24 protein-coding genes and 1 pseudogene are annotated in these 25,908 nt (G+C 69.3%); 10 read left to right on the top strand and 15 right to left on the bottom strand.

What is annotated here, in order from left to right:
• Positions 1 to 11: 11 nt before the first annotated feature.
• From JWP28_RS10845 to JWP28_RS10835, 3 genes are read left to right on the top strand one after another with little or no spacing between them, the layout of a single operon-like run.
• On the top strand, positions 12 to 1,292 hold the full coding sequence (locus tag JWP28_RS10845) for an aminotransferase class III-fold pyridoxal phosphate-dependent enzyme (RefSeq protein ID WP_299542774.1): 1,281 nt from the start codon (positions 12 to 14) through the stop codon (positions 1,290 to 1,292).
• A gap of 4 nt (positions 1,293 to 1,296) precedes the next feature.
• Positions 1,297 to 2,727, top strand: a complete 1,431-nt coding sequence (locus JWP28_RS10840; protein WP_299542773.1) for an amidase family protein — start codon at positions 1,297 to 1,299, stop codon at positions 2,725 to 2,727.
• On the top strand, positions 2,727 to 3,104 hold the full coding sequence (locus JWP28_RS10835) for a DUF423 domain-containing protein (protein ID WP_299542772.1): 378 nt from the start codon (positions 2,727 to 2,729) through the stop codon (positions 3,102 to 3,104). Before JWP28_RS10840 ends, JWP28_RS10835 begins: the two co-directional genes overlap by 1 nt.
• On the opposite strand, the gene JWP28_RS10830 is transcribed toward JWP28_RS10835, so the two are convergent.
• Positions 3,101 to 4,315, bottom strand: a complete 1,215-nt coding sequence (locus tag JWP28_RS10830; RefSeq protein ID WP_299542771.1) for a multidrug effflux MFS transporter — start codon at positions 4,313 to 4,315, stop codon at positions 3,101 to 3,103. The two genes, JWP28_RS10835 and JWP28_RS10830, sit on opposite strands and share 4 nt — an antisense overlap.
• Positions 4,316 to 4,408: 93 nt before the next feature.
• On the opposite strand from JWP28_RS10830, the gene JWP28_RS10825 reads away from it, so the two are divergent.
• From JWP28_RS10825 to JWP28_RS10815, 3 genes are all read left to right on the top strand, one after another.
• Positions 4,409 to 5,392 (top strand): alpha/beta hydrolase, encoded by a 984-nt coding sequence (locus tag JWP28_RS10825; RefSeq protein WP_299542770.1) that lies wholly within the window; start codon positions 4,409 to 4,411, stop codon positions 5,390 to 5,392.
• 10 nt (positions 5,393 to 5,402) lie between these two features.
• Positions 5,403 to 6,395 carry a prolyl aminopeptidase gene (gene pip / locus JWP28_RS10820; RefSeq protein ID WP_299542769.1) on the top strand — a complete coding sequence of 331 codons (993 nt, stop codon included), beginning with the start codon at positions 5,403 to 5,405 and terminating at the stop codon, positions 6,393 to 6,395.
• 83 nt (positions 6,396 to 6,478) lie between these two features.
• Positions 6,479 to 6,883: a CHRD domain-containing protein gene (locus tag JWP28_RS10815; protein WP_299542768.1), complete on the top strand. Its 405-nt coding sequence runs from the start codon at positions 6,479 to 6,481 to the stop codon at positions 6,881 to 6,883.
• A gap of 22 nt (positions 6,884 to 6,905) precedes the next feature.
• On the opposite strand, the gene rodA is transcribed toward JWP28_RS10815, so the two are convergent.
• The 12 genes and pseudogenes from rodA to JWP28_RS10755 form a co-directional block, all read right to left on the bottom strand.
• Positions 6,906 to 8,060 (bottom strand): rod shape-determining protein RodA, encoded by a 1,155-nt coding sequence (gene rodA, locus JWP28_RS10810; RefSeq protein ID WP_299542767.1) that lies wholly within the window; start codon positions 8,058 to 8,060, stop codon positions 6,906 to 6,908.
• A complete protein-coding gene (mrdA, locus tag JWP28_RS10805; RefSeq protein ID WP_299542766.1) occupies positions 8,057 to 10,051 on the bottom strand; it encodes a penicillin-binding protein 2 in 1,995 nt (664 codons plus the stop codon). The genes rodA and mrdA overlap by 4 nt, the downstream gene beginning before the upstream one ends.
• A 9-nt stretch (positions 10,052 to 10,060) precedes the next feature.
• Entirely contained in the window at positions 10,061 to 10,570 is a 510-nt protein-coding gene (locus JWP28_RS10800; RefSeq protein ID WP_299542765.1) for a hypothetical protein, read from the bottom strand.
• 191 nt (positions 10,571 to 10,761) lie between these two features.
• Positions 10,762 to 11,877: pseudogene (gene mreC, locus JWP28_RS10795) on the bottom strand (rod shape-determining protein MreC); the annotation flags it as partial.
• A 71-nt stretch (positions 11,878 to 11,948) separates the two neighbouring features.
• Positions 11,949 to 12,992 carry a rod shape-determining protein gene (locus JWP28_RS10790; protein WP_012522835.1) on the bottom strand — a complete coding sequence of 348 codons (1,044 nt, stop codon included), beginning with the start codon at positions 12,990 to 12,992 and terminating at the stop codon, positions 11,949 to 11,951.
• Positions 12,993 to 13,282: 290 nt separating this feature from the next.
• Positions 13,283 to 14,086, bottom strand: coding sequence for a TOBE domain-containing protein (locus JWP28_RS10785; protein ID WP_299542763.1), 804 nt, complete (start codon positions 14,084 to 14,086; stop codon positions 13,283 to 13,285).
• A gap of 77 nt (positions 14,087 to 14,163) precedes the next feature.
• On the bottom strand, positions 14,164 to 15,717 hold the full coding sequence (locus JWP28_RS10780) for a hypothetical protein (RefSeq protein ID WP_299542762.1): 1,554 nt from the start codon (positions 15,715 to 15,717) through the stop codon (positions 14,164 to 14,166).
• On the bottom strand, positions 15,714 to 16,463 hold the full coding sequence (locus JWP28_RS10775) for an ABC transporter ATP-binding protein (RefSeq protein WP_299542761.1): 750 nt from the start codon (positions 16,461 to 16,463) through the stop codon (positions 15,714 to 15,716). Before JWP28_RS10775 ends, JWP28_RS10780 begins: the two co-directional genes overlap by 4 nt.
• 57 nt (positions 16,464 to 16,520) lie before the next feature.
• Positions 16,521 to 17,402 (bottom strand): DMT family transporter, encoded by an 882-nt coding sequence (locus JWP28_RS10770; RefSeq protein WP_299542760.1) that lies wholly within the window; start codon positions 17,400 to 17,402, stop codon positions 16,521 to 16,523.
• A 145-nt stretch (positions 17,403 to 17,547) separates the two neighbouring features.
• Positions 17,548 to 19,131, bottom strand: coding sequence for a 2-isopropylmalate synthase (locus JWP28_RS10765; protein WP_299542759.1), 1,584 nt, complete (start codon positions 19,129 to 19,131; stop codon positions 17,548 to 17,550).
• Positions 19,132 to 19,340: 209 nt separating this feature from the next.
• Positions 19,341 to 19,961 (bottom strand): glutathione S-transferase family protein, encoded by a 621-nt coding sequence (locus JWP28_RS10760; protein WP_299542758.1) that lies wholly within the window; start codon positions 19,959 to 19,961, stop codon positions 19,341 to 19,343.
• Positions 19,961 to 20,668, bottom strand: a complete 708-nt coding sequence (locus JWP28_RS10755; protein WP_299542757.1) for a TVP38/TMEM64 family protein — start codon at positions 20,666 to 20,668, stop codon at positions 19,961 to 19,963. The genes JWP28_RS10760 and JWP28_RS10755 overlap by 1 nt, the downstream gene beginning before the upstream one ends.
• Positions 20,669 to 20,799: 131 nt before the next feature.
• Between JWP28_RS10755 and JWP28_RS10750 the strand changes: the two genes are divergently transcribed.
• Entirely contained in the window at positions 20,800 to 22,002 is a 1,203-nt protein-coding gene (locus JWP28_RS10750) for a pyridoxal phosphate-dependent aminotransferase (protein WP_299542756.1), read from the top strand.
• 138 nt (positions 22,003 to 22,140) lie between these two features.
• Here JWP28_RS10750 and JWP28_RS10745 read toward each other — a convergent pair whose 3' ends face one another.
• Positions 22,141 to 22,377, bottom strand: coding sequence for a DUF2171 domain-containing protein (locus JWP28_RS10745; RefSeq protein WP_299542755.1), 237 nt, complete (start codon positions 22,375 to 22,377; stop codon positions 22,141 to 22,143).
• A gap of 59 nt (positions 22,378 to 22,436) precedes the next feature.
• Here JWP28_RS10745 and JWP28_RS10740 point away from each other — a divergent pair, with 59 nt between their 5' ends.
• Positions 22,437 to 22,613, top strand: coding sequence for a DUF4169 family protein (locus JWP28_RS10740; RefSeq protein ID WP_299542754.1), 177 nt, complete (start codon positions 22,437 to 22,439; stop codon positions 22,611 to 22,613).
• Here the strand turns inward: JWP28_RS10740 and JWP28_RS10735 are convergent.
• Positions 22,610 to 23,368, bottom strand: coding sequence for a Coq4 family protein (locus JWP28_RS10735; RefSeq protein ID WP_299542753.1), 759 nt, complete (start codon positions 23,366 to 23,368; stop codon positions 22,610 to 22,612). The two genes, JWP28_RS10740 and JWP28_RS10735, sit on opposite strands and share 4 nt — an antisense overlap.
• Before the next feature lie 135 nt (positions 23,369 to 23,503).
• On the opposite strand from JWP28_RS10735, the gene JWP28_RS10730 reads away from it, so the two are divergent.
• On the top strand, positions 23,504 to 23,743 hold the full coding sequence (locus JWP28_RS10730; protein ID WP_299542752.1) for a ribbon-helix-helix domain-containing protein: 240 nt from the start codon (positions 23,504 to 23,506) through the stop codon (positions 23,741 to 23,743).
• 61 nt (positions 23,744 to 23,804) lie between these two features.
• Positions 23,805 to 25,908: UvrD-helicase domain-containing protein (locus tag JWP28_RS10725; RefSeq protein ID WP_299542751.1), on the top strand; the 2,104-nt coding region annotated here is incomplete at its 3' end.

Genomic DNA, 25,908 nt, shown 5'->3' with positions numbered 1-25,908 from the left:
GGAGACGCCCCATGGGCCGCACCAACAGCCGTGACCAGGAACTTCGGACCCGCGCCGAGGCGGTGATCCCCGGCGGCATGTACGGCCACCAGGCGACGGGCCTGTTGCCCGACGATTATCCGCAGTTCTTCGAGCGCGGGGAAGGCGCCCACATCTGGGACGTCGACGGCCGCCGCTACCTCGACCTGATGTGCGCCTATGGGCCGAACCTGTTCGGCTATGCCAACCCGCAGATCGACGCGGCCTTCGTCCGCCAACTGGGCCTCGGCGACACGTTGACCGGGCCGACGGCGCTGATGGTGGAGCTGGCCGAGGCCTTCGTGGCCATGGTCAGCCACGCCGACTGGGCGATGTTCTGCAAGAACGGCACCGACGCCACCACCATGGCGCTGACCACCGCGCGCGCCCACACCCGTCGGAAGATCGTGGTGCGCGCCAAGGGCGCCTACCACGGCGCGGCCCCCTGGTGCGTGCCGAGGCCGACCGGCACGATCGACACCGACCGCGCCCACCAGATCTTCTACGACTACAACGAGGTCGCCAGCCTTGAGGCCGCGGTCGCCCAGGCCGGCGACGACCTCGCCTGCGTGTTCGCCGCCCCCTTCAAGCACGACGCCTTCATCGACCAGGCCGAGCCCGACCCGGCCTACGCCCGCCGCGCCCGCGAGCTCTGCGACGCAACCGGCGCGTTGCTGGTCGTGGACGATGTGCGTGCAGGGCTGAGGCTCGCCCGCGACTGCTCCTGGTCGCGGATCGGGGTGCAGCCGGACCTTTCCACTTGGGGCAAGTGCATCGCCAACGGACACGGGCTCTCGGCGCTGCTGGGCAATGACAAGGCGCGCAAGGCGGCGGCCTCGATTTTCGTCACCGGTTCGTTCTGGTACCAAGCCGCGCCCATGGCCGCGGCGTTGGAGACGCTCGGCCTGGTCCGCGACACCGACTACCTGGAGCGGATCACCGCGCTGGGCGAGCGCCTGCGCTCGGGCCTCGACGAGCGGGCTTCCGCGGCCGGATTCTCGCTGCGCCAGACCGGGCCGGTGACCATGCCGCTGTTCCTGTTCGACGACGACCCGGACCTGCGCAAAGGCTTCTGCTTCTCCAGCGAGATGCTGGACCGCGGCGTCTATGTGCACCCCTGGCACAACATGTTCCTCTGCGCGGCCATGACCGACGCCGACATCGAAGCGTTCCTTGACGCGGCCGAGGGCGCGCTGGGAGCGCTGAAGCGGCAATCCCCGACCCTGCAGCCGGTCCCGAAGCTGGCGTTCCTGACCGCCGGCGGCACGAGGTGAGCCCATGGAAATGCCTGACTACGCCGATTACGACGGCCTTGGCCTGGCCGAGCTGGTCCGCAAGCGCGCCGTCACCCCGGCCGAACTCGTCGAGGCCGCCATCGAGCGGATCGAGCAGCACAACCCCACGCTGAACGCGGTGGTCTACAAGGGCTACGACGACGCCCGCGCCTGGGCCAGGGGCGAGCTGCCCGACGGGGCGTTCCGCGGCGTGCCCTTCCTGATCAAGGACCTCGGCATGCCGGTCGCCGGCTGGCCGCGCAGCCACGGCAGCAAGTTCGCGCGCAGCGTGGTCGATGCCGAGGACGGCGGGCTCACGCGCCGCTACCGCCAGGCCGGCGTCGTGCCGGTCGGCAAGACCAACACCCCGGAGTACGGCATCACCGGCACGACGGAGAGCGCGGCGCTGGGGCCCTGCCGCAACCCCTGGAACCCGAACCACATCGCCGGCGGCTCGTCGGGCGGCGCGGCCTCAGCGGTGGCGGCGGGGATCGTGCCCCTGGCGCACGCCTCGGATGGGCTGGGCTCGATCCGCATCCCGGCCGCCTGCTGCGGCCTGGTGGGCCTGAAGGTCACCCGCGACCGCAACCCAAACATGCCCGACGGCTTCGACTATGCGCTGGGCAATGTGGTCGACCATGTGGTGACCCGCACGGTGCGCGATTCCGCGGCGATGCTGGACGCCACCGGCTACCCCGAGCCCGGCTCCCCTTACCCACCGCCGCCCAAGGAGCGGCCCTATGTCGAGGAGATCGCCAGGTCGCCCGGGCGCCTGCGCGTCGCCTGGTCCTCCGAGACCCCGTCGGGACGCCCCATCGAGCCGGAAATCCAGGCCGCGCTCGAACGCACCGCGGCCTTGCTGACGGGCCTGGGTCACGAGGTGGTCGAGAAGGGCCTCGGCATCGACTACCGCGCCCTCTTCGCCTCCCGCGGGCCGGCCGCGGCGGCCAACTTCGCCGCCGGCATGGCGCGGCTGATCGAGCTGGTGGGCCGCGAACCTGAGGAGGGCGAGCTGGAGCCCCTGACCTGGGCGACGCTGAAGGCGGGCCGGCGGCAGACCGGCGCCGACGTCATGCGCTCGCTGCAGGAGACGCGGATGCTCAACCGGCGGACGCTGGCCTTCTTCGAGGACGTCGACGTCTACCTGTCGCCCGTCCTGGGCACGCCCGTGCCGGAGATCGGCTTCATCGATCCGGTGAACCTGGAGCCGCGCGAGGTGAACCGGCGCCAGGGCCGGGCCTTCCCCTTCACCCCGCCGTTCAACTTCTCCGGCCAACCGTCGATGTCGCTCCCCCTGGAGACCGATGCGAACGGCCTGCCGATCGGCATGATGTTCACCGCCCGCTACGCCGACGAGGCCACCCTCTTCCGCCTCGCCGCCCAGCTGGAGAAGGAAGCCCCCTGGAAGGACCGACGGCCCAAGGTCTGGGGCTGATGGGCCCTTGGAGCCGCCGCAACTGGATGACGCTGGCGGCGGCGGGCGGCTTCCTGTCCGTGGCGTTCGGAGCCTTCGCCGCGCACGGCGTCGCCGATCCGCGCGCGCAGGAGCTATTGCGGACCGGATCGCTCTACGGGTTCGTCCACAGCCTGGCGACGTTTGCCTGTGTGGCCTTCATGCAGGTGGGCGCGCGGCAAGCGCGGTTCGCGCCGGCCTTCTTCCTCTCCGGCGTCGTGATATTCTCGGGCTCGCTATACGCCATGGCGCTGGGCGCGCCGCGCTGGCTGGGCGCGGTGACCCCGATCGGCGGCCTCTGCTTCCTGGCCGGCTGGGCTGTGCTCGCCTGGGCCGCGCGCGGGGTCGATCCCGTCTAGCCGGCCGCGGACCGCCGTTTCGGCAGCGCCAGGAGGCGCAGGGCCGCCGCCGACCCTGCAAGCGCCACCAGCATCACCAGCGCCATCGGCCGCGGCGTGCCGTCATGCAGCACGCCGGCGGCCGCCGAGGCCAGCGCGCCCGTGCCGAAGGAGACCCCGCCCATCAGCGCCGAGATCGCACCCGCGCGCCGCGGATCGACGTTCAAGGCCCCGGCCATGGTGTTGCCCTGTAGGAAGCCGTAGCTGGACAGCAGCACCAGCAGCAGAGGCAGCACGCTCCACCGCTCGCCGATGCCGGTCACCGCGGCGATCATCAGCAGGATGGCGATGCCCACGGCGACCAGGCTGGCGCGCGCCAGCACCTGGTCCACGGTGCGCCGCCTGAGCAGGAACCGGTTCACCTGGTTGCTGCCGATGATTCCCACCGCGTTCAGCCCGAACACCCAGCCGAAGGCCGCTGGCGGGATGCCGTAGGTCTTGATCAGCAGGTCCGGGGAAGAGGCGATGTAGGTGAAGATCGTCGCCCCGTTCAGCGCACCCGCCAGCGCATAGCCTACCAGCCGAGGCTCGCGCAGCAGCGCCAGGTAGGCCTGCAGCGGGCTCTCGGTTTGCGCGTGGGCGGTGGTCTCCTCGGAGCGGCTCTCCTTCAGGCGGAAGAGCGCGGCCAAGCCGACGGCGACCCCGAAGGCCGCCATGAACCAGAAATTCAGCCGCCAGCCCCCGAGGCCGAGCAACGCTCCGCCCAGCAACGGCGCGAGGATCGGGGCGAGCCCCATGATCAACATCAGCAGCGAGAGCATCCGCGCCGTCTCGGTGTGGCCGAAGCGGTCGCGAACCACGGCGCGGGCGACGACGCCCCCGGCGCAAGCCCCCAACGCCTGCACGAACCGGCCGCCGATCAGCATTGCCGGCGACGCCGCGAACCCGCAGGCGATCGAGGCCGCTACAAAGATCACCGTGCCCAGAAGGATCGGCGGGCGCCGCCCCAGCCGATCCGCGGCCGGCCCATAGAACAGCTGGCCCACCGCCATGCCGGCCAGGAAGGCTGACACCGTCGCCTGCGTCTCGCCGGCTGAGGCGTGCAGGCCGGCCCCGATGGCCGGCAGGCTCGGCAGGTACATGTCGATCGCCACTGGCCCCATGGCGGTGAGCGAGCCCAGCAGCACCACCAGGCCCCACTGGGTGCGTTGCGGCTGCGCCTCTGCGGTCATGGGGTCTTCTTAGCGGCTTTGCCGCCGCTGTCTTCCCCGTTCCAGCGAGCGGCGATTTGCTGCAAAGCTGCGCGGCCACCAGGGAGCCCCGCCATGTCCGCGCTCGAAAGCCAGATGCCGCCCGTCCAGCGGGCCCAGGTCAACGGCATCGAAATGGCCTACTACGAGGCCGGCCCACGCGAGGGCGTCCCGGTCATCCTCTGCCACGGCTTCCCGGAGCTGGCGTTTTCCTGGCGCCAGCAGCTGAAGGCCTTCGAGGCCGCCGGTCGCTGGGTCGTCGCGCCGGACCAACGCGGCTACGGCCTCTCCTCGCGCCCAGACGCCGTGACCGACTACGACATGGAGCACCTGACCGGCGACCTCGTGGGCCTGCTGGATCACCTGGGCGTCGAGAAGGCCATCTTCTGCGGCCACGACTGGGGCGGCATCGTCGTCTGGCAACTGCCGCTGATGCATCCGGACCGCGTGGCCGGCGTCATCGGCCTCAACACGCCGTTCATGCCGCGCGCCCCGATGGACCCCATCGCGCTGATGCGCATGCGCTTCGGACCGGACATGTACATCGTCTGGTTCCAGACGCCGGGCGACGCAGACGCGGTGCTGGCCGCCGACGTGGAGAAGACCATGCGCTTCTTCATGCGCAAGCCTGCCGCCCTGCAGGCCGCGGCCGCCCAGCCGACGGAAGGCGGCTCGACCTTCGCCTTCAAAGAGCTGCTGCAGCGGTGGGACTCGACCGACGCGGGCAATCAGTTGCTTACGCCCGAGGAGCTCGCCGCCTTCGTCGAGACCTTCCAGCGCACCGGCTTCACCGGCGGGATCAACTGGTACCGCAACTTCACCCGTAACTGGGAGCGCTCGGAGGGCCTGCCGGCGCGGATCGACCGCCTGCCCTGCCTGATGATCACCGCCGAGAAGGACGCCGTGCTGACGCCGGCCATGGCCGAGGGGATGCCCGGCATGATCGGCGACCTGGAAATGCACATGATCCACGGTTCCGGCCACTGGACGCAGCAGGAGAAGCCCGAGGAGGTGAACCGGCTCATCCTTGACTGGCTGGACAGGCGTTTCCCGAAGTAGATTGCCGCCCATGGAACGCAGCACGCCCCCGCCCGCCGTCTCGACCGCCGCCAATCGGCGAGGCCTGTTCGCGGACAACGAGCCCTTCGCCTCCGGCTGGCTGCCGCCCGACGGGGCGCACGAGATCTATTACGAGGAATGCGGCGCGCCGAAGGGCAAACCCTGCGTGATCCTGCACGGCGGCCCGGGCGGGGCGATCAACCCGACCATGCGGCGGTTCTTCGACCCGGCGAAATGGCGCATGGCGCTGTTCGACCAGCGCGGCTGCGGCAAGAGCCGGCCCAACGCCTCCCTCGAGGACAACACCACCTGGACGCTGATCGAGGACATCGAGCGGCTGCGCGAGCATCTGGGCGTGGAGAAATGGTGCGTGTTCGGCGGCTCTTGGGGCTCGACGCTGGCGCTGGCCTACGCGATCCGGCATCCCGAGCGGGTCGAGAGCCTGGTGCTGCGCGGCGTCTTCCTACTCACTGAGCGCGAGCTTGGCTGGTTCTACCAGAACGGCGCCTGCATGCTGTTCCCGGACGCCTGGCAGCGATTCTGCGCGCCGATCCCGCAGGCCGAGCGCGGCGACATGATCGCCGCCTACCACAAGCGCCTGACCCATCCCGAGCGGCGCGTGCAGGCCGAGGCGGCGGCCGCGTGGAGCCAGTGGGAGGGCGATACCATCTCGATCCGCGGGCCGGAGGCCCGGCCCTCGAAGTTCAACGAGATCGACTTCGCCATCGCCTTCGCGCGCATCGAATGCCACTTCTTCGCCAACCACGGTTTCTTCCCCGAGGAAGGCTGGATCCTGAAGAACGCCGCCAAGCTGAAGGCCATCCCCGGCTGGATCGTGCAGGGCCGCTTCGACGTGGTGACGCCGATGGAAGCCGCCTGGAAGCTGAAGGGCGCCTGGCCCGAGGCGCGCTTCGAGGTGGTCTGGGACGCCGGCCACGCCTCCACCGAGCCTGGGATCGTCGACGCCCTGGTGCGGGCCACCGATCAGGCGCTCAGCGTCTAAGCCGGCGGTTGCGCCGACCTGCGCCGCGGGGCAACGTGGCGCTTCATCCGGGAAACTTGTCCGGAAGCAAGGGAGAACTTCCAATGCGTCATACCCTGTTCGCCGCGGTGGCGGCCGTGGGCCTGCTGGTCGCGAGCGCCGCCTCCGCGCAGATGGCCCACTACAGCGCCACCATGAAGGGCGCCGATGGCGTCAAGGGGACCGGCGCGGTCCAGGCGATGCTGGACGGCAAGACCTTGACCTATTCGGCGACCTACAAGGACCTGACCGGCCCGGTCGTCGCCGCCCACTTCCACGGCCCCGCCGCGCCCGGCGCCAACGCCCCGCCGGTGGTCCCGGCCGTGCCGAGCCCGAGCCCGATCAAGGGAACCGCCACCCTGACCGACGCCCAGATCGCCGACCTCAACGCCGGCAAGTGGTACTTCAACGTCCACACCGCCGCGAACCCCGGCGGCGAGATCCGCGGGCAAGTGACGCCGGCCAAGTAGCCGCCTGCGCAGGGCTCGCCGCCTAGAGCAGCGAGCCTTTGCCGCTGGTGACTTCCGAGTAGCGGTGAACGCGGACGGCCATGACCAGGCCGAAGCCGACCATCACGGTCAGCATCACCGTACCGCCGTAGGACAGCAGCGGCATGGGCACGCCCACCACCGGCGCCAGGCCCATCACCATCGAGCCGTTGATCAGCACATAGAGGGCGAAGGTGGCGGTCACCCCGGCGGCGGCCAGCCGCCCGAAGTGGCTATGCGACAGGTAGGAGGTCCTGAGCGCCATGAAGATCACCGCGGCGTAGAGCACCAGGATCGAGGCGCAGCCCACGAAGCCGAACTCCTCGGCCAGGGTCGAGAAGATGAAGTCGGTCTGCTTTTCGGGCAGGAAGTTGAGCTGGCTCTGCGAGCCCAGGCCGTAGCCCTTGCCTAGCAGGCCGCCGGAGCCGAGCGCGATCTTCGACTGCAGGATGTGGTAGCCGGAGCCTGAGGGGTCGTTCTCCGGGTCGAGGAAGGTGGTCAGGCGCTTGCGCTGGTAGTCGTGCATGCCGAACATGATCGCCGGCGGCACGAGCAGGGCGACGCTGAGGATCCCCCCCGCGATCAGCCGCCAGGACAGCCCGGCGAGGATCACCACGATCGCGCCGGTCATCAGCATCAGGAGCGCCGTGCCGAGGTCGGGCTCCTTGGCCACCAGCGCCACGGGCGCGAGGATCAGCACGGCCGGGACCAGCAGCCACCAGGAGAGCTGGGCGCTCTTGCCCGACAGGCCGTGGTAGAAGCGCCCCAGCGCCAGCACGAGGCCGATCTTCATGATCTCCGACGGCTGGATGGTGATGGGTCCGGCCTGCAGCCAGCGCTGCGCGCCCAGCGCATGGTGGCCCACGAGGTCCACGGCGATCAGCAGCAGGAAGCCTATGGCGTAGATCGGATAGGAGAGCGCGAACCAGACCCTGAGGTCGACCAGCGCCAGCACGATCATGATCGCGAAGAACAGCGCGAACCGTGCCAGGTGCGGCGCGGCCCAGGGCGTCCAGGACGAGCCCGCAATGGAGAACAGCATCACCGCGCCCGCGCCGGCGATCAGGCACAGGGTCAGGCAGAAGATCCAGTCGATCTCGCCGATCTTGACGATCAACCGGTCGCGTTCGCCGGGACGGGTGAGCGCCGAGACGGTCATGTGGGCGTTCCGGTCTGAGCGGCGGGGTCGATCGGCTCGGGCGGCAGGTCGGGGACGACGTCGCCGTTGCCCGGTCCTGCGGGGATTTCCGGCATCGGCATGGGTCGTTCGATCTTCGCCCTGATTTCCGGATCCTTGAGGAGGGCAACCCGCATGATCTCGCGCGCCCGCGGCGCCGCGGCGCCGGCGCCGAAGCCGCCGTGCTCGACCAGCACGCTCATGGCGTAGCGGGGTTCGTCGTAGGGCGCGTAGCAGATGAACCAAGCATGGTCGCGCAGCGCCCACTCGCCGACCGCGCCGTGCGCACCGGTGCCGCCGCTGTAGCCCCGGGACTGGGCGGTGCCGGTCTTGCCGGCCATCTTGATCGGCCCAAGGCCGAGGTCGGCCGCGGCGCCGGCGCCGGTAGCTTTAGCGATGTGCTCGCCGGCGGCGCCCGTCACGGCCGCCATGCCGTTACGGACGAAATCGATGTGTTCCGGGTTGAACGGCAGGTCGCCGAAGGCCGCGCCGGACGGCTGCGCCACGCCGCCGATGGACCTGATCAGGCGCGGGTGCAGCGCCTTGCGTCCGTTGGCCAAGCGCGCCGCCTGCACGCAAAGCTGCAGCGGATTGAGGTGGGTGTAGCCCTGGCCGATGCCCATGCTCGGCGTCTCGCCGGGATGCCAGACCGGGTCCTTCGGGAAGGTGCGGCGCTTGTAGGCGGTGTCCGGCACCAGACCTTTTTTCTGTCCCGGGATGCCGATGTCGAAGATCTCGCCCAGACCGAATCCGCGGGCCACCTTGGCGATCTTGTCCGGCCCGACCGCAAGCGCGCACTGATAGAAGTAGATGTCGCAGGAGGTGGCGATCGCCGAGTGAAGGTCCTGCGCGCCATGAACCTGGTCACAATGCCAAGGCCGCCCCCCCCAGAACCAGACCTTGTTGCAGACGTGGACGGTCTTGGGGTCGTAGCCGTTCTCCAGCGCCGCCAGCGCCACCATGGTCTTGAAGGTGGAGCCCGGCGGATAGGTGGCGGTGAGCGCCTTGTTGAACAACGGCTTGCGCTCGTATTGCGCGAGCGCCCGGTACTCCGCCCCGGTCAGCCCACGGACGAAGCGGTTGGCGTCGAAGCTCGGGCCGGAGAACATGCAGAGGATGTCGCCGTTGCGGCAGTCCATCATCACGGCGGCGCCCGACTGGTCGCCGAACACCTCCATGGCGCGGTTCTGGATGTCGGCGTCGAGGGTGAGCACGATCTCCTTGCCGGGGATCGCCTTGATGTCGCCGGCCGGGTCGGTGGAGACCTCGTGGCCGTTGGCGTCGACCTCGACCTTCTGGGCGCCGGGCTTGCCGCGCAACTCGAGGTCGAAGGCCTGCTCGACGCCCTGGCGGCCGATGCGGAAGCCGGGGTTCAGCAGGATCGGTTCGGAGTTGGGCCCGGTCGGCGTCAGGTCGACCTTGTTGACCTTGGCCACATAGCCGATCACGTGGGCGAAGGCGCCGCCGTAGGGATAGACCCTGACCTCGCCCATGTCGGCGGTGACGCCCGGCAGCTCCGGCGCGCGGATGTTGATGGCGCTGAACTGTTCCCAGCTCATGTCCTCCATGACCTGGATGGGCGACCGGCGCGGGGCGTTGGAGATGTCCCTCAGCAGGCGGGTCTGGCGGGCGTCGTCGAGCGGCACGAACTCGGCGAGCGTCTTCAGGGTGGCCTTGGGATCCATCCCCTTGTCCTTGGCCACCATCAGCCGGAAGTTCGGGCGGTTGGAGGCCAGCACCACGCCGTTGCGGTCGACGATCAGGCCGCGCGGCGGCGGGGTCAGCTTGAAGTTGAACTGATTGGAGGCCGACAGCTTCTCGTAGCGCTGGGTCTCGATCAGCTGCAGGTGCGCCAGCCGGCCGCCGAGCGCCAGCAGGCCCACGCCCGCGAAGCCGCCCAGCAGGAAGGCCCGGCGGTGGAAGACGCCCTGCCGCTCGTTGACCTCGGCGAAGAAGATGGAGGGTTCAGCCATCGCCCGCCCCTAGCGGAACCTCACGTCGGCATCCTCGAAGAGGTCGATCAGCCGTTGTGAAAAGGGATAAAGCACGATTGTGGCGAGGAATTGCCAAGCCATCGGGATCAGGCCCGGCGTCGACTTGGAATCCAGCATCACGAAGAGGTAGCCCGCGACCATGGCCGTGGCGGTGGTCAGCCCGTACCAGGCCCACAGGATCGCCCGGTTCTGGCCGGCCATCATGCTGCGTCCGGCCAGCGCGCCGCCGTAGGCGATGAGCAGGCAGATCGCCCACAGGCCAAGCGGGCCGCCCCAGAAGATGTCGAGGAACAGGCCCATCAGCAGTACGCCAAAGGGCGCCAGCACCGAGGGCCGGATCACCGCCCAGGCAAACGCCAGCGCCATCGGGAAGATCGGCTCCGGCAGCTGGAGACCGAAGACGCGCAATGGGATGCCGAACAGGATGGTGGCGGCGATCGCCTGCACCATCGGCACGCCAAGCCATCGCCAGGGCTCGAGGGGCCGCGCGCCGCTCAAGGAACGGCCTCGGCGGCGAGGGGCTTAGGCTTCACCGGCTTCGGCGCGGCGCCTGGCGCAGCCGGCGAGGGCTTGGACGCCGTCACCGTGGAGGCGGCGCTCTTCGAGGGTTCGGCCCTGGGAGCTCCGCCCGTCGAGGCCGTCGTTTTCGATGCGGCGACCTTGGACGCCGACGCCTCAGGGGCTTTGGCCGCCGCGGGCTTGGAAGGCGCCGGCTTCGGCGACGCGCTGTCGTCTGTCTTCGGCTTGGAGGTCGGCGCCCTGACTGTCGGCTTGGCCGCCTCGGTCAAAGGTTCGGTCTTGGCCGCACCCGGCTTCGAAGGCGACGCCGTCGCAGCCCCGTCGGGAGTCGCCGCCTTGGTCTCAACCGGCGCCGCGGGCTTCGGAGGCGTGACCGGCGTGGTTCCGGGGCCGCCGGTCGGCGGCGGGACCTGCATCTGGTTCAGCGCCTTGAGGTTCGCCACCTGGGTGAAGTCCTCGAACAGCAGGATGCGCACGAAGTCGATGGGCGCGCGGTCCGAGGCCAGCACTACCCGCCAGCGGCCGTCGAGGCCCCTCACCGCGGTTCCCACCGGCAGGCCGCGCGGCAGCACCCCGCCGTCGCCGGAGGTCAGCACCCGGTCGCCCTGGCGTAGCGGATCTCGGCCGCGCAGATAGTCGAGGCGAGGGTTCGGCCCGCCGTCGCCGGTCAGGATGGCGCGCGCGTTGGTCCGGTCGATCATCACCGGCGTGCGCGAGGCAATGTCGGTGAGCAGGAGCACGCGGCTCACGCCTTCGGTCACCCCGATCACCCGGCCCACCAGGCCGTTTTCGCTCATCACCGGATTGCCCGCCTTCACGCCGCGCTCGCTGCCGGCGTTGGCCAGCCGGGTGTCGGCGAAGGGGCCCCTGGAATCGGTGACGATCCGCGCGGCGGCCATCGGGATCGGCGGGTCGGTCTTCAGTCCCAGGAGCGTGCGGTAGCGCTCATTCTCGTTCTTGAGCGCGATCGCGACGTCGCGCCACTGGCGCATCTCCTTCAGCTCGGATTTCAGCTGCCGGTTTTCGGACGCCGCGCCGAAGTAGTCGCGGACGGTGTCGACGCCCGCCCCCGTCCAGCGGCCGGGCGCGGCCAGGACGTCGCCCACCGGCGCCAGCACCGTGTCGCTGGCTCGCCGCGTCGCGCCATAGGCTTCCGCCTTGAAGGTCTCTCGCCGGTCGGCGATCAGGATGGCGGTGGCCGCCACGGCCGCCACGACGAGCGCGATGGCGCCCGCCCAGGTCAGGGGGACCTTCAGTTCACCAAGCGGATTGTCCCTTAAGGACACTTGAGGCGCCTCATTCCAGCGGTGTTGCGACAGCCCCCGCCGCCACCCGAGCTAGCAGAGACTCGCTGGGATTAAGCTAACGTGGATTCGAGGACACCCTTCATCCATTTCGGATGTTCGAGCACCTTGCCGCACCCCAGCGCGACGCAGGAGAGCGGGTCGTCGGCGACGGTGACCGGCAGGCCGGTGTGGTCGCGGATCTCGGCGTCCAGACCGCGTAGCAGCGCGCCGCCGCCGGTCAGCATGATGCCCTTGTCGGCGATGTCGGAGGCGAGCTCCGGCGGCGTGGCTTCCAGCGCCATCTTCACCGCGTCGACGATCTGGCCGACCGGTTCGGAGAGCGCGTCCGAGGCCTGCTTTTCGCTGATGCGGACTTCGCGCGGCACGCCCTGCATCAGGTCGCGGCCCTTGACCTCGATCGAGAGGCCCTCGCCGTCGGCCGGCGCGCGGGCGGTGCCGATCTCCTTCTTGATCCGCTCGGCGGTGGTCTCGCCGATCAGAAGGTTATGGTTGCGGCGCATGTAGGAGATGATCGCCTCGTCCATCTTGTCGCCGCCGACCCGGACCGAGCGCGAATAGACGATGCCGGACAGGGAGAGCACGGCCACCTCGGTGGTGCCGCCGCCGATGTCGACGACCATCGAGCCGGTCGGCTCGTGGATCGGCAGGCCGGCGCCGATCGCGGCGGCCATCGGCTCGTCGATCAGGCCGACACGCCTGCCGCCCGCGTTCAGGCAGCTGTCGTTGATCGCCCGGCGCTCGACGGCGGTGGCGCCCGACGGCACGCAGACGATGACCTTGGGGTTCACGAAGCCCTTGCGGTTGTGAACCTTGCGGATGAAGTACTTGATCATCTCCTCGGCGACTTCGAAGTCGGCGATGACGCCGTCGCGCATGGGGCGGATGGCCTCCATGTGCCCGGGCGTACGGCCCAGCATCTGCTTGGCCTCGATACCCACCGCGTGGACGACCTTGCGGCCGCCGACGTTGCGTAGCGCGACCACCGAGGGCTCGTTCAGCACGATGCCCTTGCCCTTCATGTAGATGAGCGTGTTGGCGGTCCCGAGATCGATGGCGATGTCATTGGAGATGGCGCCGAAGAGGGAAGAGATCATGGAGGGCCCTGGAGACTGGGGGCTGGAACGGGGCATTGCGGAACGGCAATCCGTAACGATCGCATCCAACGCGTTAACAAGGCGTCGAGTCGTTGCGAATTACCGGCAGGCTCGGCGTTCCCTGCCCTGCCCTATGGTTGAATTCAAGGCATAAAGAGCAGTGTGCGCTTTCGCGTCGCGCGCGAGTTTTGTTGCAACGCGCGCCGCTATTTCGCCACGAACCGCCGCGTTGCGCCGCGAACCGGCGGATTCGGCCGTTCAGCGTGTCGCAGCCAGGCCGATTTGAAGCCCTATTCCACGGCCAGGATGACGTGCGGCGCTTTGACCAGGGCCACCACCCGTTCGCCTTCCGTCAGGTCCATCGCCTCGGCGCTTTCGCGGGTGATGGTGGCGGTCAGCGTCTTGCCCTCGGCGATGTCGAGGGTGATCTCGCTGGAGACCGCCCCGTCGACCCGGCGGGCGACCACGCCGCCGATCTGGTTGCGCGCCGAGGTCACCAGCCCCTCGCCCTTGGCCAGCACCACGAAACTCGACTTGATGAGCGCGATGGCCGGCCGGCCGACCGCCAAGTGTAGGGCCCCCACGCTTTCGCGGGTGACGATGGCCACGATCTCGACGCCGCCCGCGACCGCCAGGCTCACCTCGGCGTTGACCGCGCCATCGGTGATGTGGGTGACGGTCCCGCGAAGGGCGTTACGGGCGCTGGTCTGCATGCCGAGGCTCCAGAAAAGCCGGCCGATGTCATCCGCGGGCGCGCCGGCGAGTCCCCGTTCGAGGCGGTCCATCACCTCGGCCAATTCAAACTCGACGCGGTGGAAGGCGGCGACGACCGCGCGTCCGGCGGGCGCCAGCTCGGCGGCTCCCCCGTGGCGGCCGCCGGCGCGGGCGATCACCAGCGGCGCCTCGAAGAGGTTGTTCAGCGCCTGCACCGCGTCCCAGGCCGCCTTGTAGCTCAGGCCCACGCGCGCGGCCGCGGCGCGGATCGAGCCCAGTTCGTCCAGCGCATCGAGCAGGGCGATGCGCTCGGCGCCGACGCGGGGCCCCTCGCCCCGGCGCAGGGAGAGCGCGGCGTTGAGCAGCTGCGGGGAAACCACGGCGCCTCGTTATGTTGGCGGACTACATAACGACCCTAGCAGCGATTTGCCGCTTGTCACGCAGGCCGCAGCTCGGCTCAGCTCGCGGCGCGGAGCGCCTGGGCGATCTGGGCGTCGGTGCGGCTGAGCATCAGGACGCCGGCCAGGGCCAGCACTGCCGGGATCAGGGCCCAGCCGAACAGGCCCGCGGCGACGAGCGCGGTGGCCGCAGCGATCAGCAGGCCCAGCACGAGCTCCGCCAGGGTGACGTACCAGGCCGACGCGCGCTGGCGGCGCATCTCACTGCGCTTGCCCGGCCGCTGCCACCACAGGTTCATCAGCGCCGCCATGGTCATCGACGCCGCGCAGCCCAAGGTGGCGGCCAGAGCGGTCAACGGCGCGAACACCGCCAGCGGCAGCAGCAGGGGCGCCAGCATCGCCGCCACCGGCAGGATCGCCGCGGCGATCTTGGCCCGCCGCAGGGTGCGGATCGGGGTCGGCGCGCAGCTCAGCAGATCCGGCGCGTCCTCCGCGGAGATGGTGATCCAGGCCAGGCTGCCCGCTACCTGGCTCGCCAGCAGGCTGAGCGCCGCGGCGCTGCCGGGCAGGAAGACGCTCTGCCCGTTCCGGGCCTGGCGCAGCAGGACGAAGGCGAGCGGGATCATGTAGAGCACCCGCAGCATCACCTGGGCGATCAGCGCCGGGTCGCGGGCGATCAGGCGCAGCTCCTTCACCAGGGTGGCGGTGAAGGCGGTGGCGGCGAACCGCACGGGTCCCGCACGGCGGGCGCGGGCGCGTCCGGCGGTTCCCACGCCTGCGGCAGCCGCGGCGTCGGCGGCGAAGCGGGCGCCCAGGAGCTGATTTGCGGTCAGGAAGATCGCGCCGCTGACACCGAAGGCGGCGAGCAGCGGCAGGGGCTCGCCCAGCAGGGCGCGGAGCGGCCAGCTCAGTCCGGGCGGCGCGTGGAAACGCGGATCGTGCGACAGCTTGACGACGGTCGCCGCCAGGGTGGCGGTCTGGGGTCCGCCCAGGATGTTGCGCGCCTGGGCGACCAGGAAGAAGGCGGCGCCGATCAGGGCGGCCAGCACCTGCCCCACCGTGCGCGTCCGCCTGGGCCCGATCAGCCGGAACAGCCCTGCCGCCAGCAGCAGGCCCACGCCGCTGGCCGCCAGCGCCACGCAGAACAGCACCAGGATGGCCGCGAGCCAGCTTGGATGCCCCATCACCGCGATCGGCAGCAGGATCGGCGTCAGGATCATGCCGAAGATGCCGAAGGCTCCGACCGCCACCGACAGGAAGCGCGCCGTCAGCGCCTTGCGCGGCGGGAGCGGCGAGGAGAACAGCAGGTCGAGGTCGCCGCGTTCGTAGAGGGCGTCCACCGCCGCGCCCAGCGTCTGCGACAGCATCAGGGTGAAGAGCATGACCAGGGCCGCGGCGGCGACCAGGCTGGTCACGGGGACGATCGGAACCTGCTTGCCGCGCAGGACGAAACCCAGCGGCAGGCCCGCGCTGCAGAGCAGGATCAGCGGCAGGATGGCGGTGAGCCATATCCTCGCGAAGCGCCCGCGGCCGCGCCGCTGCATCATCCGGCGCCAGGATAGCAGCAGCTCGTAGCGCAGCAGCCAGAGCGTCGAGCCGGGGGCGGCGATCACGCCGCGGCGTCCGCGGCCCCGCCCACCAGGTCGAGGAACACGTCCTCCAGGGTGGCGCGGCCCTCGCCGCTCTGGGCGCGGAGCTCATCAAGCGTGCCGTCGGCGAGCAGCCGGCCGTTCTGGATGATGCCGATTCGGTCGGCCATCCGCTCGGCGACCTCCAGGATGTGGGTGGTCAGGATCACCGTGGCGCCGCCCTTCACCCGCTCTTGCAGCAGGTCCTTCACCTGGCGGGCGACGGCGGCGTCGAGTCCGGTCAGCGGCTCGTCGAGGATCAGGAGGCGCGGATCGTGGATCAAGGCGCCGGCCAGCGCGGTCTTCTGTTTCATGCCGCGTGAGAAGCTCTCGCAGCGCTCGGCGCGATTGTCCCAGAGCCCCAGCCAGCGCAGCAGCTCCTCGGCGCGGGCCATGGACACCTTCGGATCGACGCCCCACAGGCCGGCTACGAAGTCCAGGTATTCCAGGGGGGTAAGGCGATCGTAGAGCATGGGCTCGTCCGGCGCCCAGGCGATCACCTGCTTGGCGGCCGCGGGCTCGGTCAGCACATTGTGGCCGAACACCTCTATGTCGCCGGCGTTGGGCTTCAGGAGACCCGCGACCATCCGCAGCGTGGTGGTCTTGCCCGCGCCGTTGGGGCCCAAGAGGGCGTAGAGTTCGCCGGCCCCGACGCTGATCGAGAGGTTGTCGACAGCGACCTTGCCGCCGAAGGTCTTGGAAAGACCGCGGATCGTAAGCGCGTCGGTCACTGAGATATCCCCGATTGACGGGGGGACTATGGCGGACCGTCGCGCCGGCCTCAACGTTCAACCGAGCGCGGTCATCACGACGCCCAAGGCCGCCAGTGCGCCGCCCGCCCATTGGCGGATGGACAGCCGCTCCTTGAAGAGCCGGCGACCCGCTGCGGCGGCTATCGGTCCTTCGATCACGCCAATTGCTCTCACCTGCCCGGCAGGCGCCAGGGCCAAGGCGCTGAACCAGCAGGCCGACGCCGCCGTGCCGAAGAAGCCGGCGCCGAGCGAAGTCCGCCACGAAGCGCCGACCGCCCGCAACGCGCCAGGGCGGATCACCGCGAGCAGCAGGACCATCACCAGCGACTGCAGGGCCTGGGCGAGACAGAGCGCGGCGGTCGCCGAGTAGATCGGATGCGCGGGCTCAAGCGCGAGGCCGGCTTGGCGATAGGCGTTCAGCGCCACGGCGAAGGCGAGGCCGGAGGCCAGCCCATAGAGCGACCCAGCCGCCTTTCCTGTCGCCTGGGTTCGCGACGGCCAGGACAGCGCCAGCAGCGCGACCGTCGTGGCGGCGAGGCCCGTCCACTGCACGACGCTCATCCGGTCGCCGAACACGAAGAATCCCATCAGGGCCCCAAGCGGCAGCGAAGACTGCTGCATGAAGCTGGCGACCGCGAAGCCGGATGTCCGCATCGCCATGAGCAACGCCGCCGTCGCCCCGACCTGGCTCAGCGCGCCCGCCGCCACGGCCGTCAGGAACCGCGACGATGGGTTGGGGACGGCCTCGGGCGTCGCCAGCGCCACGGCCGCGAAGATCGCCAGCGAGAACGGCAGGCCGAACAGGAAGCGCACCAGGGTCGCGCCCCACGGCCCGGCGTCGCCTACCAGCCCCCGCTGCAGGGCGTTGCGCGCCACCTGCACCGGCGCGGCCGCGGCCGTCAGGAGGATCCAGAGCATTCCAAAACTTCCAGGGTCATCCCGGTTTCGCGCAGCGAAGACCGGGACCCATGAACACCGAGGTTCATGGGTTGCCGGAGGACTTCGTGATCATGGGTCCCGGACAAGCGCTGTGCGCTTTCCGAGATGACACGATGGGTTGGGCCTAGAACCCGCTCGCGATCGCGTTGGGGGCCGACTTTTCCTTGCGCGCCATAAGGTTGTTCAGCGCGTTGACGTAGGCCTTGGCCGACGCGGTGAGCGTGTCGGTGTCGGCGGCCTGGCCGGTGGCGATGCGGCCGTCCTCCTCGAGCCGGACCGAGACCTGCGCCTGGGCGTCGGTGCCCTCGGTCACCGCGTGCACCTGGAAGAGGCGCAGGATGGCCTCGTGCGGCGCGACCTTGTGGATGGCGTTGAACACCGCGTCGACCGGGCCGTCGCCGGTGGCGTTGGCCGACTTCTCCTCGCCGTCGATGGTGACGGTCAGGAAGGCTTCCTGCGGCCCCTCGGTGCCGGCGATCACCCGTAGGTTCTTCACCTGGATGCGGTCGGCGCCCGAGGCCAGGGCGTCGTCCACCAGGGCGATGATGTCGTCGTCGAAGACGTGCTTCTTCTTGTCGGCGAGGTCCTTGAAGCGGACGAACGCGTCCTTCAAGGCGTTCTGGCCGAGCTCATAGCCCAGCTCTTTCAACTTCGCGCGGAAGGCATGGCTGCCAGAATGCTTGCCCATGACCAGGCTGGAGGCGGCCTGCCCCACGGATTCCGGCGTCATGATCTCGTAGGTTTCCCGGTTCTTCAGCATCCCGTCCTGATGGATGCCACTCTCGTGGGCGAAGGCGTTCTTGCCGACGATCGCCTTGTTGAACTGCACGGGAAATCCGGTGATGGCCGAGACGTACCGACTCGCCCGCGTGATGTGCTGGGGCTCGACACTGGTGAAATAGAGCAGGCGATCAGCGCGCACCTTCAGCGCCATGACGATTTCTTCCAGCGCTGCATTTCCAGCCCGCTCGCCCAGGCCGTTGATGGCGCATTCCACCTGGCGCGCCCCACCTTGGATGCCCGCGAGGCTGTTGGCGACCGCCAAGCCCAGATCATTGTGGCAGTGGGTGGAAAACACCACCTCGTCCGCTCCTTCGACCGTTGCGATCATGTCCTGAAAAAGAGCGGCGTATTCGGAAGGGTAGGTATACCCCACCGTGTCGGGCAGATTGATCGTCCTGGCGCCGGCGCGGATCGCGGCTTCGATGGCCCGGCGCAGGAATTCCGGCTCGCTGCGCGTCGCGTCCTCCGCCGACCACTCGATGTCGTCACATAGGTTGCGGGCATGGGAGACGGATCGGGTGATCGCCTCCAGCACGTCCTCTGGCTCCATCTGCAGCTTGTGCTTGATGTGCAGTGGGCTCGTGGCGATGACGATGTGGATACGCCCACGCTTGGCGTGACGGATGGCCTCGGCGCAGCGATCGATATCCACCAGGTTGGCGCGGCATAGGCCGGCGATCGTGCTCTCCGTCACGATCTTAGAGACCTCGCGGACGGCCTCGAAGTCGCCGTTGGAGGCGATCGGGAAACCGGCCTCGATCACGTCGACGCGCATCTCTTCCAGGATCTTGGCGAGCTCGATCTTTTCCTCGAGCGACATCGAGGCGCCGGGCGACTGCTCGCCGTCGCGCATGGTGGTGTCGAAGACGATGACGCGGTCGCGTTCGGAGCGCGGAGCGGCGGATTCATTTGCGGGGGTGGTCATGGCTTGGTCTCTTCGCGGAGGTTTCGTTGGGGTCAGGCGGCGGAGAAAACCCCTGAACGCCCGGCCGCGAAGACGCGCAGCCTAGAGAGGCGCCCAGGGGCGGCTAAGCCCCAGGATGAGAAGAAGCAGGCTGGCGTTGCGCGTGCGCATGGCGACAGGCTCTACCGAAATGGCCCCCACGGCGCAAGCATCTTGCGCCAAATGCGGCCCTAGGCCGCCTCGTCGGCAAGAACCTTGCGCACCGCGGGCCGGGCGCGGACCCGCTCTCGGTGTTCGTAGACCTTGGGGAACCGCCGGCAGTCGATTCCGTCGCCTTCCAGCCAGCCGGCGAGGGTGAACAGGTAGCCGTCGCAGATGGAGTAGGCCTCGCCCAGGACCCAGGGCCCTTGCAGCATCTCGTCCTCGATTAGTTGGAAGCAGGCGGTCTCGGTCTCCGGGACCTTGCGGGTCATCTCGGCCAGCGCCTCGGGCGCGTCCGCCCAGCGGTAGCCGCGGTGCTTGTGGGCGTGGGCGACATGCACGGTGGAGCAGAGGTAGCTGTTGAACGCCTGCGCCCGGGCGAAGGCGAAGGGGTCGTCGAGCGGCGCGAGCTTCGCGGCCGGATAGCTCTGGGCGACGAAGGCCAGGATCGCCGGGGTTTCAGTCAGCACGCCGCGGTCCGTCACCAGCGCCGGCACGCGGCCCTTAGGGTTGATCGCCAGGTATTCCGGCTTCCGCTGGTCCCAGGCCCCGGTGTTCATCCGCACGGTCTCGTAGGCGGCGCCCGCCTCCTCCAGCGCGATGTGCGAGGCCAGCGAACAGGACCCCGGCGAAAAGAACAGTTTCAGCATCAGCCGACCTCCTCCTCCCGGCTGCGGAGCCAGGCGCGCGCCGCCAGGCCGATCCCCACCCATGCCGCGGCGATCGCCACCAGCCACAGGGCGTCCTTGCCGATCTCGCCCTTCAGGACCCGGAAGATCGAATTCCCGGCGAAGGCGGTGAGCACGATCTTCGGCACGATGCCGACGGCGGTGCCGAGCAGGAAGTCTACGACCCGCATGGGCGTCACCCCGGCCGCCATATTGACCACGATGAAGGGCGCCGACGGCACGAGGCGGACGATGAAACTGGCCAAGAAGCCGTTGCGGGCGACCAGCTTTACGAAGCGCGCCAGGCCGGCGCCGGAGAACCGCTCCAGCACCTTCGCGCCCGCCAGCCGGCCCAGGTAGAAGCCCACCAGGGACGAGACCATGGTGCCGATCCAGCTATAGGCGAAGCCGGTCACCGGCCCGAACGCCACTACAGCGGCGGCGATCAGCATGATCTGCGGCACGCCCGCGAAGGCCAGCACCGCGAAGGCCAGCACCGCCACCGGCAGCGACCAGGGCCCCGACGCCGCCCTGAGCCACTCCTGCACCGTCGCCTCGCCGTTGAAGCCCAGTGCCTGGGCGCCGAACACGAACACCAGGCCCACGCCCCCGAACAGCACGAAGGACACCAGCAGCGTCCGCCACGCCTGGGCATCCATGTTGGAAAGGACCTGGAAGAGGCGGCGCATGCGAGCCTGAGGTCGCCGATCAGGCCGGGAGGGTCAAGCTGCAGTGCGATACGGCGGGTTCACCCGGCGGACGGCTTAGGCTAAACCCCGGCCCGTTCCGTCAACCTGAACCTCCGGGAGCATCGCCCGCCATGTCGCTCGAATCCGCCGCGCTGTCCCGCGTCAAGCCGTCCGCCACCCTGGCGGCCGACCAGAAAGGGCGCGAGCTGAAGGCGCAGGGGCGCGACATCATCTCGCTGGCGGCCGGCGAGCCCGACTTCGACACCCCCGACAACATCAAGGACGCCGCCATCAAGGCGATCCGCGACGGCAAGACCAAGTACACCAACGTCGACGGCATCCCGGAGTTGAAGGAAGCCATCGTCGCGAAGTTCAAGCGCGAGAACGGGCTGACCTACAAGGCGAGCCAAGTGAACGTCTCGCCGGGCGGCAAGCCGGTGATCTGGAACGCCATGCTGTCGACGCTGAACCCCGGGGACGAGGTGGTGATCCCGACGCCCTACTGGGTCAGCTACTGGGACATAGTGCTGCTGGCCGGCGGCGAGCCGAAGGCCGCGCCGACCACGGCGGAAAGCGGCTTCAAGCTGAGCCCCGAAGGCCTCGAGGCCGCGATCACGCCGAAGACCCGCTGGCTGTTCCTGAACTCGCCGTCGAACCCGTCCGGCGCAGCCTACACGCGCGCCGAACTGCGGGCGCTGGCCGACGTCCTGCTGCGGCATCCGCAGGTCTGGATCCTGACCGACGACATGTACGAGCACCTGGTGTTCGGCGACTTCGAGTTCTCGACCATCGCCCAGGTTGAGCCGGCGCTCTACGACCGCACCCTGACCATGAACGGGGTCTCCAAGGCCTACGCCATGACCGGCTGGCGGATCGGCTACGCGGCAGGGCCGGAGCCGCTGATCAAGCTGATGGCCAAGGTGATGAGCCAGACCACCTCAAACCCGTCGTCGATCTCGCAGTGGGCGGCGGTCGAGGCCCTGAACGGGCCACAGGACTTCATCAAGCCCAACGCCAAGCTGTTCGAGAGCCGCCGCGACCTGGTGGTCTCGATGCTGAACCAGGCGCGCGGCATCCGCTGCCCGACGCCGGAGGGGGCCTTCTACGTCTATCCGTCGGTGGCCGGGCTGATCGGCAAGACCGCGCCCTCGGGCAAGGTCATCGCCAGCGACCAGGACTTCGCCGTCGAGCTGCTGGAGACCGAGGGCGTCTCGGTGGTGTTCGGCGCGGCCTTCGGCCTCTCGCCCTTCTTCCGCATCAGCTACGCGACGTCCAATGCGTTGCTGGAGGACGCCTGCAGCCGCATCCAGCGGTTCTGCGCGGCAGTGAAGTAGCGGGACAAGTTGCTCCCCTTCGGGGGAGCTGTCAGCAAAGCTGACTGAGGGGGTCCCCCACGATCTGAGCGGACCCCCTCCGACCCTTCGGGCCACCTCCCCCACATCGCGCTTCGCGCTGGGGGGAGGAGCGCCAGCCTAGTGCTTTGTCCGCCAGGCGGCCTTGGCGGCGTCCTTGGTCATGTTGAGCCGCACCGTGTCCTGGTCGATCATCTCGACCCAGGTGATCGGGATCATGTGGTGCCTGAGGCCCGCGGCGATATCGAGCTTGGTCAGCTCGATCTCGTCGCCCATCACCTTGTCGACCCGGCCGACGTGTCCGCCGTCGGAGCCCACCACTTCCATGTGTTCGCGGATTTCAGAGGGTTGGATCATTGCTGTCTCCTAAGCGGTTGAGGCTTGGGAAACGACGGGGGCCGTGGGAAGTTTCGTCGATGGCCGACCCGATCAACCTCAACAAGGCCCGCAAGGCCCGCGCCAAGGCCGAGGCCAAGGCGAAGGCCGGCCAGAACCGCGCGCTGTTCGGCGTCAAGAAGGCGGAGAAGACGGTGTCGAAGCTGGAGGCCGAGCGCGCCCGGCGGACGCTGGATCAGGCCAAGCGCGAGGACTAAGCCGCCGTGGGCAGCGACCCGTCGCGGGCTTCCGGCGGGATCGAGTTGTAGAGCGTGGCAGGCGTGATGTTCAGCCGGCGCCGGGCGCTTTCCAGCGGCTCGACCATCAGACGCTCGTAGTCCTCGCCCAGCAGCCACTTGGCCGCCTTGCCGCGCGTGAAGCCCTGCCAGATCGCCTTCACATAGGGGTATTGCTTGCCGCCCCTCGCGCGCCAGGCCGCGCCGGCGGCGATCAGCGCCCAGCCGAGGCCTTTGGTCTGGGCGTAGGAGAAGGCCACCAGGCAGGCTTCGCCCAGAGCGTCGCGGTGGTAGCCCGACAGGATGTGCCAGATGTCGTGCACGTCGCGGGTGCGGCGGCCCATCCAGGCGTAGGGGTGCGGCTCGTCGACCGCCGGGGCGCCCTGGCGGCTGACCTCGATCAGGCCCTCGGCGGAGATCCGCTCGCTGCGGATGAAGTTGCGATAGGCCGCGCCGACGCTGCCCTGCGGCAGGCTGTCCAGCCAGGCGTCGTCCATCAGCCGAGGGGCGAACTCGGATCGCTCATAGGCGATGCGGCCGCCCTGCTGGGTCGCAAGCAGGCGGTGATAGGCCTTGGCGGTGGAGTTGCCGTTCAGCGCCCGCATGATCTCGAACACTTGGCCGGTGTCTTCCTTGTCGTTCAGCAGGCGGCGCAGCGACTTCAGCGCGTGCAGCCAATCGAGCTTCGGGGCGGTTCCGCGGAAGGCGGGGCGCTCGGCGGTGTCGACCAGGGCCATGGGGATCGCCTAACTCGTGTTTACGCCGAAGAAGATGACGCCACCGTCAACTTAATGCAAGTCCAAAGATGACGACCCCGTCAACTTTGTCGAAGGGATTTGATCGCCCGCTCGAACGCGGCGACAAACCTAGGCATGGCCAGCTTAAGAAAACGCTCCGTCCAGCTCTCCGGCCACGCCACCTCCATCGCCCTGGAGCCGGAGTTCTGGGCCGTGCTGGAGGCGATGGCGGCGGTGGATGGCTTGAGCCTCGCCGCCCTGATCGGGCGCATCGACGACGCGCGGGGCGGCCGTCCGCTCGCCTCCGCCTGCCGCGTGGCGGCGCTGACCTTCGCAGGCCGCGGCCCGTCGCACGAACTTCCCTCCCGGGCTTAAGTCAGCGCCCGCGTGTGCTACATATGTTCCGATGTCCTCTCCCGACTCCCCCCCAAGTTCCTTGGATGAGCTGCCGGCTGCCCGCGTCAGCGATCTCGCCCGCGTCGACCCCAGGCCCACGGACTATCTGGACGGGCTAAATCCCGAGCAGCGGGCGGCGGTGGAGGCGACCGAGGGGCCGGTGCTGGTGCTGGCGGGCGCGGGTACCGGCAAGACAAGGGTGCTGACCACGCGGCTGGCGCACATCCTGGCCACCGGCAAGGCGCGGCCGTGGGAGCTGCTGGCGGTCACCTTCACCAACAAGGCCGCGCGCGAGATGCGCGAGCGGATCACCCACATCATCGGGCCCCAGGCCGAGGGCCTGCGCTGGCTGGGCACTTTCCACTCGGTGGCCGCCCAGATCCTGCGCCGCCACGCCGAGTTGGTGGGGTTGAAGTCCAACTACACGATCATCGACCAGGACGACGGCGAACGTCTGCTGAAACAGGTGCTGGAGGCCGAGAACGTCGACACCAAGCGCTGGACGCCCAAGGCGCTGGCCGGGATGATCGACCACTGGAAGAACCGCGGCTGGCGCCCCGACCAGGTGCCGCCGGCCGAAAGCGCCCACTTCGCGAACGGCAAGGGCCAGGCGCTCTACCGCATGTACCAGGAGCGGTTGCGCGTCCTGAACGCCTGCGATTTCGGCGACCTGCTCCTCCACAACCTGACCATCTTCACGTCCAACCCCGACGTATTGGCCGATTTCCACGACCGGTTCCGCTACCTGCTGGTGGACGAGTACCAGGACACCAACGTCGCCCAGTACCTGTGGCTGCGGCTCTTGGCCCAGAAGCGGCAGAACGTCTGCTGCGTCGGCGACGACGACCAGTCGATCTACGGCTGGCGGGGCGCCGAGGTGGACAACATCCTGCGCTTCGAGCGCGACTTCCCGGGCGCCAAGGTGATCCGGCTGGAGCGCAACTACCGCTCCACCAGCCACATCCTGGCGGCGGCCTCCGGCCTGATCGCCGCCAACAAGAGCCGGCTGGGCAAGACGCTGTGGACCGAGGCCGAGGGCGGCGAGAAGGTGATCGTCCGCGGGGTCTGGGACGGCGAGGCCGAGAGCCGGCTGATCGCCGACGAGATCGAGCGGGCCAAGAAGGGCACGACCGACAAGAACCCGCGCAAGTACCGCGACATGGCGATCCTGGTCCGCGCCTCCTTCCAGATGCGGGCCTTCGAAGAGCGGTTCGTGATGCTGCAGATCCCCTACACGGTGGTCGGCGGCCCGCGGTTCTTCGAGCGCGCCGAGATTCGCGACGCCCACGCCTACCTGCGGCTGATCCAGTCGCAGGACGACGACCTGGCCTTCGAGCGGATCGTCAACGTGCCCAAGCGCGGCATCGGCGAGACCACGGTCCAGAAGCTGCTGCAGATGGCCCGCCTCAGTGGCGTGCCGGTAGTGCAGGCCGCGCGCCAGGTGGTGCTGACCGACGAGCTGGCGGCGCGCACCCGCAGTTCGCTCGCCAACTTTCTGCGCGATCTCGACCGCTGGCGGGCCGAGGCCGAGCGGATGCCGCACCCGCGCCTGATGGAGGCGGTGCTGGAGGAGAGCGGCTACACCGACGCGCTTCGCCTGGACAAGAGCCCCACCGCCCAGGGCCGGCTGGAGAACCTGAAGGAACTCGTCCAGGCGATGGGCAATTCCGAGAACCTTCAAGCCTACCTGGAGCACGTCTCGTTGGTGATGGACATGGACCGCGGGCCGCAGGCCGACGCGGTGCAGATCATGACCCTGCACTCGGCGAAGGGCCTGGAATTCCCGCTGGTCTTCCTGCCCGGCTGGGAGGAAGGCGTCTTCCCCTCGCAGCGAAGCATGGACGAGTCCGGCGAGAAGGGGCTCGAGGAGGAGCGGCGGCTGGCCTATGTCGGCATCACCCGCGCCCGCGAGGAGGCCCGCGTCTCTTTCGCCGCCAACCGCCAGGTCTATGGCCGCTGGACCAGCCAGCTGCCCTCACGGTTCGTGGACGAGCTGCCGCTGGCCAACGTCGAGGCGTCCTCGGAGACCGGCTACTACGGCGGCGGACCGGGCATGCAGCAGCACGGCAGCCGCTGGGACGAGAGCCCGTCCTTCGGCGCGGGCTATTCCTCGCCCGGCTGGAAGCGCGCCCAGGCCAGCAACT

It is taken from the genome of Phenylobacterium sp. (genome assembly GCF_028290885.1).
Lineage (GTDB): Bacteria > Pseudomonadota > Alphaproteobacteria > Caulobacterales > Caulobacteraceae > Phenylobacterium.
Note: the sequence above shows the minus strand (reverse complement) of the source record. Positions and strands in the feature narration are given on the sequence as shown.

What these genes read in the sequence shown, in the direction of transcription:
- JWP28_RS10845 (WP_299542774.1), top strand. Translation starts at nt 12, where the DNA reads ATGGGCCGCACCAACAGCCGTGACCAGGAACTTCGGACCCGCGCCGAG.
- JWP28_RS10840 (WP_299542773.1), top strand. Translation starts at nt 1,297, where the DNA reads ATGGAAATGCCTGACTACGCCGATTACGACGGCCTTGGCCTGGCCGAG.
- JWP28_RS10835 (WP_299542772.1), top strand. Translation starts at nt 2,727, where the DNA reads ATGGGCCCTTGGAGCCGCCGCAACTGGATGACGCTGGCGGCGGCGGGC.
- JWP28_RS10830 (WP_299542771.1), bottom strand. Translation starts at nt 4,315, where the DNA reads ATGACCGCAGAGGCGCAGCCGCAACGCACCCAGTGGGGCCTGGTGGTG.
- JWP28_RS10825 (WP_299542770.1), top strand. Translation starts at nt 4,409, where the DNA reads ATGTCCGCGCTCGAAAGCCAGATGCCGCCCGTCCAGCGGGCCCAGGTC.
- pip (WP_299542769.1), top strand. Translation starts at nt 5,403, where the DNA reads ATGGAACGCAGCACGCCCCCGCCCGCCGTCTCGACCGCCGCCAATCGG.
- JWP28_RS10815 (WP_299542768.1), top strand. Translation starts at nt 6,479, where the DNA reads ATGCGTCATACCCTGTTCGCCGCGGTGGCGGCCGTGGGCCTGCTGGTC.
- rodA (WP_299542767.1), bottom strand. Translation starts at nt 8,060, where the DNA reads ATGACCGTCTCGGCGCTCACCCGTCCCGGCGAACGCGACCGGTTGATC.
- mrdA (WP_299542766.1), bottom strand. Translation starts at nt 10,051, where the DNA reads ATGGCTGAACCCTCCATCTTCTTCGCCGAGGTCAACGAGCGGCAGGGC.
- JWP28_RS10790 (WP_012522835.1), bottom strand. Translation starts at nt 12,992, where the DNA reads ATGATCTCTTCCCTCTTCGGCGCCATCTCCAATGACATCGCCATCGAT.
- JWP28_RS10770 (WP_299542760.1), bottom strand. Translation starts at nt 17,402, where the DNA reads ATGCTCTGGATCCTCCTGACGGCCGCGGCCGCGCCGGTGCAGGTGGCG.
- JWP28_RS10765 (WP_299542759.1), bottom strand. Translation starts at nt 19,131, where the DNA reads ATGACCACCCCCGCAAATGAATCCGCCGCTCCGCGCTCCGAACGCGAC.
- JWP28_RS10760 (WP_299542758.1), bottom strand. Translation starts at nt 19,961, where the DNA reads ATGCTGAAACTGTTCTTTTCGCCGGGGTCCTGTTCGCTGGCCTCGCAC.
- JWP28_RS10755 (WP_299542757.1), bottom strand. Translation starts at nt 20,668, where the DNA reads ATGCGCCGCCTCTTCCAGGTCCTTTCCAACATGGATGCCCAGGCGTGG.
- JWP28_RS10750 (WP_299542756.1), top strand. Translation starts at nt 20,800, where the DNA reads ATGTCGCTCGAATCCGCCGCGCTGTCCCGCGTCAAGCCGTCCGCCACC.
- JWP28_RS10745 (WP_299542755.1), bottom strand. Translation starts at nt 22,377, where the DNA reads ATGATCCAACCCTCTGAAATCCGCGAACACATGGAAGTGGTGGGCTCC.
- JWP28_RS10740 (WP_299542754.1), top strand. Translation starts at nt 22,437, where the DNA reads ATGGCCGACCCGATCAACCTCAACAAGGCCCGCAAGGCCCGCGCCAAG.
- JWP28_RS10735 (WP_299542753.1), bottom strand. Translation starts at nt 23,368, where the DNA reads ATGGCCCTGGTCGACACCGCCGAGCGCCCCGCCTTCCGCGGAACCGCC.
- JWP28_RS10730 (WP_299542752.1), top strand. Translation starts at nt 23,504, where the DNA reads ATGGCCAGCTTAAGAAAACGCTCCGTCCAGCTCTCCGGCCACGCCACC.